A 12,219-nucleotide genomic window follows, 5' to 3' on the forward strand; every position below is an offset into this window, starting at 1 on the left:
TGCGCTGAGACCGACACCGACGCAGAACGACATCCCCGTCGTCGTCCGACAACGGGGATGTCGTTCCGGGTCGATCCCGGCAGTCGATCCACCCTCAGACCTGCGCGCCCTCCAGCGTCGCCGCGAGCGGGTCGAAGTCCTCGGGCAGCGACGCGATCGGCGCGACGGTCGACTCGACCTCGATGAACGAGCGGGCGGCGATGGACTCCTCGACCGCGACCATGGTGTCGAGCACGTGGTACCCGACCTCACCGGTCGCGATGTGCGAGCCACCACCACGGATGGCCCGCGCCATGTCGAGCACGCCGAGCCCACGGCCGACGGTGGGCTCCTCGTCGAGCAGCACGTCCCACTCCTGCGAGAAGGGGAACGTCGCGTCCGCGGTCAGCGGTCGCGCGATCCGGATCGGGTGCCCACCACCGAACGTGTTCGGGTCGGGCAGGACGATCGTGCCCTCGGTCCCGTTGACCTCGAACACGCCGTGCCGGAACAGCGGGGTGTCGAACGACAGCAGCGACTGTGCGTTGCCACCCTGCTCGAACGAGGTCAGGACGGAGACGTGGGTCGGCACCTCGACGGGGAACGAGTCGCCCGCGTTCGGCCCGACGACCAACTGCCGCGTCGACCGCGACTGAGACCCAGTCGCGACGACCGAGTCGATCGGTCCGAGCAGGTGCACGAGCGCCGTGAAGTAGTACGGGCCGATGTCGAACAGCGGGCCCGCGCCCTTGGCGTAGAGGAACGACGCGTTCGGGTGGAACACGTCCGGCCCCTGCCACTGCATGCTCGTGACCGCGGTGAGCGGGGTGCCGATCGCGCCCGCCTCGATCGCACGCTTGGCGGTCTGCCACCCCGGACCGAGCACGGTGTCCGGCGCGATGCCGAGCTTCAGACCGAGGGAGTCGGCGAGTTCGACGAGCGACGCGGCCGAGGCACGGTCCACACCGATCGGCTTCTCGCTCCACACGTGCTTGCCGGCACGCAGTGCGTCCATCGAGACGGCGACGTGCGTGGCGGGGAGCGTCAGGTTGATGACGATCTCGACGTCGGGATCGGCGAGCACGGATGCGCCGTCGCCCGAGGCCGCGACACCCCACTTCGAAGCCGACGCCGCGGCGCGCTCCGTGTCGATGTCGCCGATCCGGACGACCTCGACGTCGGGGAACGTCGTGAGGTTCGCCAGGTACTGCTCGCTGATCATGCCGGCGCCGATGAAGCCGATGCCGACGCGTCCGGTGCGGGTCATGCGGACACCTCCGATGCGGACGACGAACCGGCCGGCGCGAGCTGCGCCGCGAGCCACTCGTACGACTGCTGCACACCGTCGAAGACGTCCCCGTCGAACCCGTCGAACTCGATCACGGCGTACTCGAGCGCCGTCGCCGCACGCAGCGCCTCGGCGAGCCGGACGTCGCCCTGGCCGGCCGGGGTCTGGTCGGTGGGGATCGTCGCGGTGGAGATGTCGTCGCGCATCGGACCGTCCTTGACGTGCACGGCGACGATGCGGTCACCGAGCTCCTCGATGAACGCGACGACGTCGATGCCCGCAGCCGATGCCCAGTACAGGTCGAGCTCGAGCACCACGGCCGGGTCGAGCAGCGACGCGAGCACCTGCAGCGCAGGCTGGCCGTCGATCCGCGGCCGGAGCTCGTGGTCGTGGTTGTGGTAGCCGACGCGCAGACCGTGCTCGGCGGCCTCGACGGCAGCGGCGTTCAGCCGTGCGGCGACGCGCTCGACGCCCTCGCGGGTCGTCCACGCCTCGGGCCCGACAAACGGGTCGATGACGATCTCGAGGCCGAGTTCCTTCGCCGCGGCGAAGGTGTCGGCGTGCGACGGAGCGGTCATCACGGTGCCGTCCGGCAGCGGGATGGTCTCCTCGACCAGGAACGCGTGGCCGGTCTTCGCGGTGATGCCGTGGGCGTCGAACGCGGACTTGAGCTGCGCTGCTCGGTCCACGAACGCGAACGCTTCGACGGTGTCGAAGCCGATCTCGGCCAGGCGGCGGACGCCGCCGTCGAGGTCGGGCTCCAGCGCGGCGTTCACCGTGTAGAGCTGCAGGGAGATGGCGGGAGCCATGTCGGGTCCTTTCCGGGGGTGGTACAGGTGACTGCCTGGAGGCGCGACTCGCGTTGCAGACGCACGCCGCGCCTCCAGGCCGCTGGTTTGGTGCGGTGCCTACCGGACCGACTTGATCGGCAGGATCACGAGGGCGCCGAGGATGACGGCGACGCCGGCACCCCAGAGCATGAGCGTGTAGTTCTGACCACCGCCGATGCCGAGCAGGAACAGGCCGACGGCCGGAGCGAGCGACTGCGGCAGCGCGTTCGCGATGTTGATGACGCCGAGGTCCTTGCCGGGGCGTTCCGGGTCGGGCAGCACGTCGACGATCAGGGCGGTGTCGATGGCAGCGTAGATGCCGAAGGCGAAGCCGAGGACGATCTCGGCGAAGTAGAAGCCGCCGACGGTGTCGACGTGGGCCAGGATCACGAGGCCGACCGCGGTCAGCGCAGTGGAGCCCCAGACAAACACCTTGCGGCGCTGGACGCGGTCCGACACCCAACCGGAGACGGCGGCGCTGACGAGCAGGGCGACCGTGTACAGCAGGACACCGAACGCGACGACCCCGACTGCCTCGGCCTGCGGCAGACCGATGCGGTCCTGCATGTAGAGCAGGCGGTACGTCGTGAACATGAACGTGCCGAAGGTGATGAGGAAGCGACCCCACCAGGCGAGTCCGAAGTCGCGGTGCTTGAACGGGTTCGTCCAGAACGAGCTGATCAGGTTGATCCAGCTGAACGGCTTGACCGGCGTCGTCGGCAGGTCGTCGCGGGCCACGAAGCAGTAGACGAGGATCGCGATGATCGCCAGGACACCGGGGGCGATGAAGAGGACCGGCAGGTTCCCGACCAGGTACACGGCCAGGTACAGGCCGGCGAGGATCGCGATGTTCTGCGCCAGGGCGATGACGCTCGAGGCCTTGCCGCGCTGGAACTCCGGCACGTTGTCGGCGAAGCTCGCGGTCAGCGTGGCGAGGACGGCGTTCGCCGTGACCTGCGCGAGGACCCAGGCCAGCGTGAGCTGCAGGACGTTCGGCGAGAACGCGAGCCAGGCGAGCGAACCGACGAAGACGATGACGCCGCCGAGCATCCACGGGCGTCGGCGTCCCCACCGGCTGCGGGTGCGGTCGGAGATCGCGCCGAACAGCGGGTTTGCGAACAGTGCACCGAGGGCACCGAACGGCAGGACGGAGCCGACCACGGTCTCGGGGCTCGTGGGGTTGAGCTCGGTCGCCTTGATCGACATGCTCACGAAGACCGGCGTGAGCAGGGCGACGAACAGGCCGAACTGGGCGAAGCTGAGGCCCCAGAGGTAGCCGCGGCCCACACGCATCGTGCTGACGGACTGCGTGATCCCCTCGACCGAGAACGCTCGGGGCGCCGCGGCGTCCGAGGCGGTGGCACCGGCGGCTGCGGTGACCGCTGGTGATGCGGTCCCGGCGATGCCGCGGGTGGGTTCTTCCTTCGACGTCGGTGTCGACATGACTCCTCCTCGAGTCATAGGGGGCTTCGGGGCCCTCGAATACCTAGTGCTGCTAGGTGATCGGGACTGTAGCACCGGAAACCTCCGACCGGAAGTTTTTGTCCCGATTGTTGCGCCGGTACATTGGCACGCGTGACCTCCAACGATGGAATCGGCACCAGGGGCCCCTACGCCAAGGGCGTGCAGCGTCGGCGGGAGATCCTCGACCAGACGCTCGACGTCGTCGCCTCGCGCGGGATCGACGGCACCTCGCTGCGCGCCATCGGCGATGCGATCGGGGTCTCGCACGCGGCACTGAAGCACTACTTCTCGTCACGCGAAGCGCTGCTGGTCGAGGTCCTGCGGGAACGCGATGCCGCCTCGGACCGGGCACTCGGCGACACGGCCGGGGTCTTCACCCGACTGGCCTTCGTCGCCGACCGGAACGTCAGCGAGCCGGCACTCGTGACGCTCTACACGACCCTGCTCGGGGCTTCGGTGGAGTCCGGCAACGAGACGGCGCGGGAGTTCTTCGCCGCCCGGTTCGACGAGGCGCGGGGGAACCTGGTCGCCCAGCTGCACGACGAGCTCGCGGCGTCGAGGCGGCACTCGGACGCTGACCTCGAGCAGGTGGCGTCGCTCATCATCGCGGCGTTCGACGGGCTGCAGGTGCAGTGGCTGCTGGACCGGAACGTCGACATCGCGGGGACGCTGCGGTTGCTGGAGCGGGTGTTGTAGGGGACTTTCGGGCGGTCGGCGGGTCGACGTGGAACGACACCGGGTCGACGTGGAACGACACCGGGTCGACTCGGAACGACACCGGGTCGACGTGGAACGACGTCCTCGTCGTCGTACGACAACGAGGACGTCGTTCCGAGTCGACGAACGACCCCTACTCCTCGCCGTCCTCTTCCGGGTTGAAGTGCGAGTCGTCCCCGACGTGCCCAGCGGCGAGGCCGTCCGGGTCGTTGGGGATGGTGTTGTCGTCGCCGAGCCCGCCCGGCTTCTCGGTGCCCTCGGAGTCGTTCACGGGGGCCTTGGCGTCGTCGTCGTGCGTGTTGCTGCTGTCGGTCATGGTCTGCTCCAGTGCAGTGGTCGAACCGAGGGCGACGCCCCCGGCAGGTGCTGACCTCGGACGCTACGTGCCGCTGCTCGGAATCCACCCACCAGCCGCGTGCCCCGATCGGTCGACAGCGGAGTCGCCGCTCGGTAGATTGTTCAACAACCCGCGACGACAGGGAGTCCCCGTGACGACGATCGACCTGAACAGCGACCTCGGCGAGGGGTTCGGCGCCTGGACGATGGGCGACGACGCCGCGATGCTCGACGTCGTGTCGAGCGCCAACATCGCCTGCGGATTCCACGCCGGCGACCCGACGATCATGCTCGCCACCGCCCGCGCCGCCGCCGGGCGCGGGGTCGCCATCGGAGCGCACGTCGCCTACCGCGACCTCGCCGGCTTCGGTCGCCGTCCGGTGCACGTCACCCCGGACGAACTCCACGCCGACGTCGTGCACCAGCTCGGCGCGATGGCCGCCACCGCGCGGGTCGCCGGCACCGCGGTCACCTACGTCAAGCCCCACGGCGCCCTGTACAACACCGCGTGCGCCGACCCGGTCCAGGCCGAGGCCGTGGTCCGGGCGATCGCCGACGTCGACAGCTCGCTCGCGGTGCTCGCGCTGCCGGGTTCCGAACTCCTGCTCGCTGCCGAACGCCACGGGCTCCGCGCGGTCGCGGAGTCCTTCGCCGACCGCGCCTACGAACCCGACGGCTCCCTGGTGTCCCGCGGCACGCCGGGTTCGGTGCTCCACGATCCAGACGAGGTCGCCGCCCGCGTCCTCCGCATGGTCACCGATGGGGTCGCGACCGCCGTCGACGGCTCCGAGCTGCGGGTCAGCGCCGACTCCGTCTGCGTGCACGGCGACTCCCCCGGTGCCGTCGCGATGGCCCGCGCGATCCGATCACTGCTGACCGAGCACGGCGTCACGATCGCGCCGTTCGCACCGTGACCGTCCTCGACCTCCGACCAGCTGGGCGCACCGCCTTGCTCGCCACCTTCGACTCCCTGCCGCAGGTCGCCGCGTTCCGTGCCGGGCTGACCGCGGCTCGGCTGCCCGGCCTCACCGAGGTCGTGTCCGGCGCGCGGACCCTGCTGCTCCGCTACGACCCGGCGACGACCGACGCCGTGAGACTCCGCGGCGCACTCGAACGGGTCGTCCCGTCCGCCGACGCCGACGCGGCGAGCGCCGCGGACCCCCTCGTCATCCCGGTGGTCTACGACGGCGAGGACCTCGACCAGGTCGTCGCCCTGACGGGCATGCGCCGCGACCGCGTGATCGCGTGGCACACCGGCCAGCTCTGGACGAGCGCGTTCTGCGGCTTCGCCCCGGGCTTCAGCTACCTCACCGGCACCGAGCCGTCACTCGACCTGCCGCGCCGGAGCACGTCGCGCACCGCCGTGCCGAGCGGTGCCGTCGCACTGGCGGGCGAGTTCAGCGCCGTCTACCCGCGCGTCTCCCCCGGCGGCTGGCAGCTCATCGGCCGCACCGACGTGCCGATGTGGTCGCTCGAGCGGGAACCGCCGGCGCTGGCACCCGCCGGCACCCGGGTCCGGTTCGTCGACGCGGGTGCGGCATGAGCGCGCTGACCGTCCTGCAGGTCGGCTACGGCGCGGCAACGCAGGACCTGGGGCGGCCGGGCTTCAGTGACATGGGCCTCGGCGCGGCGGGCGCCGCCGACCGTGGTTCCGCAGCACTGGCCAACCGGCTGGTCGGCAACCGTCCCGATGCGGCCGTCCTGGAGGCCCTGCTCGGCTCCGTCACGCTGCGGACCGACGCGTACGTGGTCGTCGCCACCGCCGGGGCCGCCTGCCCGGTCGAGATCGAGCGGGCGGACGGCCGGGTCCGCGGTGCAGCCTCGCACGAGGTCCTGATGCTCGCACCGGGTGACACGCTCCGGATCGGTACGGCCACCGCCGGGCTGCGCTCCTACATCGCGGTCCTCGGCGGGTTCGCGGTCGAGCCCGTACTGGGTAGTCGCTCGTGGGACTCACTTGCACGCCTCGGGCCGCCGCCGTCGTCGCCGGGTGACGTCCTGCCGATCGGCGACGCGCGCGCTTCGTGGCCGATCGTCGACGCCGTGCCGCAACCCGACGACCACTGGCCAGACGACCCGGTCGTCCTCGACGTCATCGCCGGCCCCCGCGACGACTGGTTCACGCCGGACTGGCGCGACACACTGACCGCTCAGGACTTCACCGTCGGGTCGGACAGCGACCGCGTGGGGGTCCGCACCACGGCTCCGCAGCCGCTCGTCCGCGCCGTGACGAACGAGCTGCCGAGCGAAGGGGTGGAGACCGGTTCGCTGCAGGTCCCGCCCGAGGGCTTCCCGGTGCTGTTCCTCGCCGACCACCCGGTCACCGGCGGCTACCCCGTCGTGGCGGTCCTCACGCCGGAGTCGGTCGACCGTGCCGCGCAGCTCCGCCCGGGCGACGCCATCCGCTTCCGGTTCGTCCACTGACGACCGGCTCGCTGACCGATCCGGAACAGGTCGGCGCCGCTGCGGGTTGAGTCGGACACTGCTGACGAAAGGTGCACCACATGTCGATCACCGTCCTGCTCGAGGTCCAGTTCCGGAGCGACGTCCCTGCCGACACCGTCGAGGCGGCGATCCGCGAGACGCTCGCGCAGACCCGGGCCTTCGACGGCTGCGAGTCCCTCGAGGTGCTGGTCGACGACGCCGACCCGACGCGCATGGTCGTCGTCGAGTCCTGGACGAGCGGGGCCGCCCACGACGCCTACGAGGCATGGCGGGCGACCCCGGACGGTGCCGCAGCGATCGGACCGATCGTCGCCGCTCCGCCCGTCGCACGGACGTTCGCCCGGACGATCGCGATCAGCTGACCTGCTGTGGGTCAGCCCGTGTACTCGTAGGTGCTGACCCAGTCGATGTCGAGGTGCCCGGCGGCACCCCAGTTGCCGACCTGGAACATGTACCGGTGCGCGGTCTTCGGCACGTTCGACGTGACCGTCTTGATGACCTTGCCGTCGAGCAGGTACTGCACCGACTTGCCGGGGATCCACTCGACCGAGTAGACGTGCCAGCTGCGCCAGGTCACCCCGGTGCTCATGCTCGTCGAGTTCGCTTCCTGCCCGGCGACCATCGAGTGGTGGTGGAGCATCGGCGACCCCTCGAAGTTCGCCTCGGGGTAGTCGATCTCGCCGTCCGACCAGACGTTCGACGACGGCCACAGCATGAACGCTGCACCGTTCCCGTCGCCGCCGGTGGCCTTCGCGCGGACGCTGAACTTGCCGCCCACGTGCGACCACGCGCCGTTCGGGGTCCCGAAGGTCCCCGCGGCTCCGTGCTTGCCGTCGAGCGTGACGTCCATGTAGCCGTTGCGGGCGCTGACCTGCGAGCCCGAGTAGTACGTGCCGCCCGTCCCGTCCGGGTAGGGCTGCCACGAGTTCGCGTAGGTCTTCGCGAACTGGCCGTTGGCCGAGGCCGTCGTGCTGAAGTTCTCGACGAAGGTCTGCTTGAACTTGCCGACGTTGCCGACCGGGGCGGTGACCCCCGCGTAGGCAGCGGTTCCCGCTCCGAGCGGTGCCGCCACGACGACGGCTCCGATGAGTGCGGCGATGAGTGCTGTCCGCCTGATCCTGCGGTGCTGCATGTGTCACTCCCTGGTGTGACTGGTGGCACCCGTTCCCCTCGGGCACCCAGCCGGATCTCGGCTGCGCACCGAGGGTAGGTGCATTCTGCAACCGATGCAGGGGGTTGACAGCAGCACGCCGGACCGGCGACCATGCCCCTCGTTCGAGGGTCAGCGCGCGGCGTGCTCGCGTGCTTCCATGGCGTCCCAGGCGAAGCTCGCGAGCCAGTGCGTGGAGTAGTACTCCTCGCCGACGCTGGCGGCCAGACCCGAGGCCAGCAGCCGGTCCGCCGCCTCGTCGAGCAGGCTCGCGAGCCCGTCGTCGTCGAGCTCACCGGCGCGCAGGGCGTCCGCGATGCGCCGGGCCGATCCCGCTCGCGACAGGTCGAGCCCGAACAGGTGCACCTGCTGCGGGTCGTTCTCGTCGCGGACCACGGTCGACTGCAGGATCGCGTCGCCCGACCGCACCTGGGCGAAGAAGCCGTCCGACCACGTCGCGAACTCGGCCGGGGTCAGCACGGCGCGCATCAGGTCGGCCTCGGCCAGTCCGGCGGACAGGAAGTCGTGTCCGCTGCGCTCCCAGGCGAACGGCCACCCGGCGTCCTCGCCGAACCACTCGCGCGCCGCCCGCTCCACCGTCGCGGCGAGCTCGTCGCGGCCGAGCGCCCGTGCGGCCTCGAGCACGAGCAGCAGCCCGAACGCCGAGTTCGAGTGCACCCCGTGCCGCACCGGGTGGGCAGCGCCGTCGACCCAGCGTGTGACGAGGTCCTCGAGCACGTCGACGACGGGCGCGAACCCGGGGGCGAGCTGCCGGATGGCCGGCACCTCGGACGCGGAGACCTCGGCGGCGAGCTTCGCGAGCCAGGCCCACCCGTAGGGGCGCTCGTAGTGCGGCGTCGTGTGGAAGTAGGCGGCTTCCGTGGCCAGGTGATCCGCACTCAGGTGGGCCTGCAGGATCGCGGTGAGCCGGGCCTCCAGGTCGGCCGGCAGACCGTGCGCGACCAGACGCGCTGCGAGCCAGTGCATGTGCACGGACGAGTGCCAGTCGTACGACGTGGCGAAGGCGGGGTGCAGCTCGACCGGCAGCGCCCGGTCGTCCGGGCCGGACGTCGTGTGGTGCGCCGCGTACGGGTACTCGCGGGTGGTGTTCTCGGCTGCGACGGCCGCGAAGCGGTCGGCCCACGCGGCCCGGGTCAGGTCGAGCGGGGCAGCATCAGAAAGCGACAAGGTACATGACTCCCATGTTGACGACGAGCAGGATGGCGGCGGTCGGGATCTGCGCCTTGATCGGACCGTACTTGTCCCGCATCTCGAGCAGGGCAGCCGGCACCAGGTTGAAGTTCGCGGCCATCGGCGTGACCAGCGTCCCGCAGAAGCCGGCGAGCATGCCGATGGCGAAGATCGCGGCGGGGTTGCCGTCGAAGCCCTGCACCAGGACGGGCCAGCCGATCGCGGCCGTCATGATCGGGAAGGCGGCGAACGCGTTGCCCATGATGATCGTGAAGAGCGCCATGCCGAGGCAGTAGACGACCACCGCGGCGATCAGCGACCCGCCGGGCAGGATCGACTTGATGATCGTGCCGACGGCGTCGCCGACCCCGGCCTGGGTGAACACGATGCCGAGGGTGGAGAGCATCTGCGGCAGCAGCGCTGCCCACCCGATGGCCTGCAGCAGACGACCGCCCTCGCGGATGGGCGTGGCGATCCTCGGCGGGCGCAGGACGAACACCGCGACGACCACGGCCAGCACCGAGCCGATGCCCAGGCCGGTCAGGGTCGCGCTGCCCTCGGCGAGCAGGGGTGCACCGCCGATCGAGACGAGCGGACCGAGCGTCGCCACGAGGACGGCGACCACGGGCACGACGAGCGCCGGGATGAAGAGCTTGTTGCCGAACCGGGTGGCGAACGCCGCGCGCTCGTCGGGGCTGGTGGTGGCGAGGACACTCGTGCTGGCGGACGGCTTCGTGGCCGCAGCGATGGGTTCGGCCGGGCCGGTTTCCGCCCCCGTTCCGGCACCCGGGATGCTGGCGACCCGCGTGCGACTGGTGGTCCCGGTGAACCCGAGTCCGGCGAGCGCGACCATCACCAGGACCGCGAAGCCGAGCACCCACGACGGAGCGGTCTTCGCGGCGACGAAGGTGCCGTAGAAGAACGAGACCCCGAGGATCCCCCAGAACGCCGCGTTGCCGAGTCGCTTCGCGTGCGAGGTGTCCGTGACGATGAGGACGGCCACCGCGATGAAGAACGCGCCGATGAGCCAGTAGAGCCATTCGCTGGTGATCACGCTGCGGCTCCCTGCGTCGGGGCGTCGACGCGTGCGTCGGCGGCCATCTTGTCGAGCGTGCGGTCGAACAACAGCAGTCGCGTGCCGTGGACCAGGAGCGCGGCGATGCCGGTCGGGATCGCCCACAGCGCCAGGTCGATGGGTTCGAGCGACAGACCGTAGGTGGCGTCGACGAAGGTCGTGATGAGCAGGATCGAGCCGACGGCGACGAAGACGTCCTCGCCGAAGAAGACCCCGACGGTGTCCGACGACGCCGAGTAGCCCTTGATCTTCTCGCGCATCCGCTCGTCGATCCGGCCGTACTTCTTGATCGCCGCCCCTTCGGCCATCGGGTGGACGAGGGGCCGCACGGTCTGCGCCGGCCCGCCGATGCTGGTGAGGCCGACCGCGGCCGTGACCTGCCGGATGGCCAGGTACCCGGCCAGCAGACGACCCGTCGTGAGCTTGTCGAGCTTCGCGATCAGGCGCTTGGCCTGGTCCTGCAGCCCGTAGCGCTCGATCAGACCGATGACCGGCAGGACGAGCGCGAAGGTCGTGACGGACCGGCTCGACGCGAAGCCGTCGCCGAACGCGGTGAGGATGCCGACGGGACCGATCCCGCCGATGGCCGCGGTGACGATGCCCGCGACGGTCACGACGAGCAGCGCGTTGATGCGCAACGCGAACCCGATGATGACGACGGCGACGCCGATGAGGACGAACATGCGGGACAGTCTGGACCGCATTGTTCAACAATCGCAAGGGGGTGTTCTGCTCTGTAACACGACGGTCACACGGTGCGGGGTTCGCACCTGCGATGCCCGAGGCCGTGTCAGGATCGGGACATGACCCGAACCGTCAGTGGTGCCGACTCGACGGCCGACCGGCTGCGCACCATGATCGCGGCGGGCGAGTTCTCCCCCGGGGCACAGCTGTCGGAGAAACGGTTGAGCGACCAGCTCGGGGTGTCACGGAACACCCTGCGCGAGGCCTTCCGGCTGCTCGCGCGGGACCGGCTGGTCGAGCACGTGTTCAACCGTGGGGTCTTCGTACGACGGCTCTCCGCCGAGGACGTCACGGACTTGTACGCCGCCCGGCGGGTGCTCGAGGAAGCCGCGGTCCGCTCGTGCTCGCCGACGTCACCGGCCCTCGATGCAGCAGCTGCGGCCGTCACGGCTGCACGGGACGCTGCCGCCGCGGGCGACTGGGGCGCCGTGGGCACCGCGGACATCCGGTTCCACTCCGAGCTCGTCCGAGCGGTCCCGAGCACGCGGATCCACGGCCTGATGGACGGGCTGCTCGCCGAGATGCGGCTGGCGTTCCTGACGACCGACGACCCGGGGTCGTTCCACGCCGAGTTCGTGGACCGGAACGACGCGATCGTCGCGGCGTTGCGCGCCGGCGACCAGGCACGAGCGTCGGCGCTGTTGGCGGACTACCTCGACGATGCGGAGCGGACGCTGCGGGTGGCCGCTGGCGCGGTGGGCTGACGGGAGGCCCGGTGCGGGTCCTGCCTGCGCGCTCGGATCGCCTCGACTAGCGCTGGTACCGGCCGAGGCCGCGCTTCCTGTCGCGGAGTGCGACGGCGAGCATGCTGCCGCCGAGCACGAGCCACACGACGGCCATGATCGTGCGGAAGACGTCCGGTCCGATCACGGCCATGACACCCCAGAGCACCCCGACCGCGATCCACACCACGCCGACCCAGACGAGCGGCCGCCCGAACGTCGCACGAAGGAACCGGTTGTCGCCGCTCATGAGCCGAACCCTACGCCCGAGCGTGCGC

15 protein-coding genes are annotated in these 12,219 nt (G+C 70.7%); 6 read left to right on the forward strand and 9 right to left on the reverse strand.

What is annotated here, in order from left to right; genetic code table 11:
* Window positions 1–94 precede the first annotated feature (94 nt).
* The 3 genes from EDF28_RS18360 to EDF28_RS18370 form a co-directional block, all read right to left on the reverse strand.
* The gene (locus EDF28_RS18360) at window positions 95–1,246 is read right to left on the reverse strand and encodes a Gfo/Idh/MocA family protein (RefSeq protein ID WP_123939342.1); all 1,152 of its coding nucleotides are present in this window, start codon (window positions 1,244–1,246) and stop codon (window positions 95–97) included.
* Window positions 1,243–2,076: a sugar phosphate isomerase/epimerase gene (locus EDF28_RS18365; RefSeq protein ID WP_123939343.1), complete on the reverse strand. Its 834-nt coding sequence runs from the start codon at window positions 2,074–2,076 to the stop codon at window positions 1,243–1,245. The genes EDF28_RS18360 and EDF28_RS18365 overlap by 4 nt, the downstream gene beginning before the upstream one ends.
* A 99-nt stretch (window positions 2,077–2,175) precedes the next feature.
* Window positions 2,176–3,540 carry an MFS transporter gene (locus EDF28_RS18370; RefSeq protein WP_123939344.1) on the reverse strand — a complete coding sequence of 455 codons (1,365 nt, stop codon included), beginning with the start codon at window positions 3,538–3,540 and terminating at the stop codon, window positions 2,176–2,178.
* A gap of 132 nt (window positions 3,541–3,672) precedes the next feature.
* Between EDF28_RS18370 and EDF28_RS18375 the strand changes: the two genes are divergently transcribed.
* Window positions 3,673–4,257 carry a TetR/AcrR family transcriptional regulator gene (locus EDF28_RS18375; RefSeq protein ID WP_123939345.1) on the forward strand — a complete coding sequence of 195 codons (585 nt, stop codon included), beginning with the start codon at window positions 3,673–3,675 and terminating at the stop codon, window positions 4,255–4,257.
* Window positions 4,258–4,411: 154 nt separating this feature from the next.
* Here the strand turns inward: EDF28_RS18375 and EDF28_RS18380 are convergent, their stop codons facing one another.
* A complete protein-coding gene (locus tag EDF28_RS18380; protein ID WP_123939346.1) occupies window positions 4,412–4,594 on the reverse strand; it encodes a hypothetical protein in 183 nt (60 codons plus the stop codon).
* Window positions 4,595–4,766: 172 nt separating this feature from the next.
* Between EDF28_RS18380 and EDF28_RS18385 the strand changes: the two genes are divergently transcribed.
* The 4 genes from EDF28_RS18385 (at window position 4,767) to EDF28_RS18400 (ending at window position 7,421) form a co-directional block, all read left to right on the forward strand.
* Window positions 4,767–5,528: a LamB/YcsF family protein gene (locus EDF28_RS18385; protein ID WP_123939347.1), complete on the forward strand. Its 762-nt coding sequence runs from the start codon at window positions 4,767–4,769 to the stop codon at window positions 5,526–5,528.
* Window positions 5,525–6,157, forward strand: coding sequence for an allophanate hydrolase subunit 1 (locus tag EDF28_RS18390; RefSeq protein ID WP_123939348.1), 633 nt, complete (start codon window positions 5,525–5,527; stop codon window positions 6,155–6,157). The genes EDF28_RS18385 and EDF28_RS18390 overlap by 4 nt, the downstream gene beginning before the upstream one ends.
* Complete coding sequence (locus EDF28_RS18395; protein ID WP_123939349.1) at window positions 6,154–7,038, forward strand: biotin-dependent carboxyltransferase family protein; 885 nt, start codon at window positions 6,154–6,156, stop codon at window positions 7,036–7,038. Before EDF28_RS18390 ends, EDF28_RS18395 begins: the two co-directional genes overlap by 4 nt.
* Before the next feature lie 80 nt (window positions 7,039–7,118).
* Window positions 7,119–7,421: a putative quinol monooxygenase gene (locus EDF28_RS18400; protein ID WP_111086660.1), complete on the forward strand. Its 303-nt coding sequence runs from the start codon at window positions 7,119–7,121 to the stop codon at window positions 7,419–7,421.
* Between the two features lie 11 nt (window positions 7,422–7,432).
* On the opposite strand, the gene EDF28_RS18405 is transcribed toward EDF28_RS18400, so the two are convergent.
* The 4 genes from EDF28_RS18405 to EDF28_RS18420 form a co-directional block, all read right to left on the reverse strand.
* Window positions 7,433–8,191 carry a glycoside hydrolase family 16 protein gene (locus tag EDF28_RS18405; protein ID WP_123939350.1) on the reverse strand — a complete coding sequence of 253 codons (759 nt, stop codon included), beginning with the start codon at window positions 8,189–8,191 and terminating at the stop codon, window positions 7,433–7,435.
* Window positions 8,192–8,341: 150 nt separating this feature from the next.
* Window positions 8,342–9,397 carry a DUF2891 domain-containing protein gene (locus tag EDF28_RS18410; protein ID WP_260155086.1) on the reverse strand — a complete coding sequence of 352 codons (1,056 nt, stop codon included), beginning with the start codon at window positions 9,395–9,397 and terminating at the stop codon, window positions 8,342–8,344.
* Window positions 9,384–10,454, reverse strand: a complete 1,071-nt coding sequence (locus EDF28_RS18415) for a DUF979 domain-containing protein (RefSeq protein ID WP_123939351.1) — start codon at window positions 10,452–10,454, stop codon at window positions 9,384–9,386. The genes EDF28_RS18410 and EDF28_RS18415 overlap by 14 nt, the downstream gene beginning before the upstream one ends.
* A complete protein-coding gene (locus EDF28_RS18420) occupies window positions 10,451–11,158 on the reverse strand; it encodes a DUF969 domain-containing protein (RefSeq protein WP_123291728.1) in 708 nt (235 codons plus the stop codon). The genes EDF28_RS18415 and EDF28_RS18420 overlap by 4 nt, the downstream gene beginning before the upstream one ends.
* 120 nt (window positions 11,159–11,278) lie before the next feature.
* Here EDF28_RS18420 and EDF28_RS18425 point away from each other — a divergent pair, with 120 nt between their 5' ends.
* Entirely contained in the window at window positions 11,279–11,923 is a 645-nt protein-coding gene (locus EDF28_RS18425) for a GntR family transcriptional regulator (protein ID WP_123939352.1), read from the forward strand.
* A gap of 46 nt (window positions 11,924–11,969) precedes the next feature.
* On the opposite strand, the gene EDF28_RS18430 is transcribed toward EDF28_RS18425, so the two are convergent.
* Window positions 11,970–12,191: a hypothetical protein gene (locus EDF28_RS18430; RefSeq protein ID WP_123939353.1), complete on the reverse strand. Its 222-nt coding sequence runs from the start codon at window positions 12,189–12,191 to the stop codon at window positions 11,970–11,972.
* Window positions 12,192–12,219 lie beyond the last annotated feature (28 nt).

Origin of the sequence: Curtobacterium sp. PhB137 (genome assembly GCF_003814955.1) — a bacterium.
Classification (GTDB): Bacteria; Actinomycetota; Actinomycetes; order Actinomycetales; family Microbacteriaceae; genus Curtobacterium.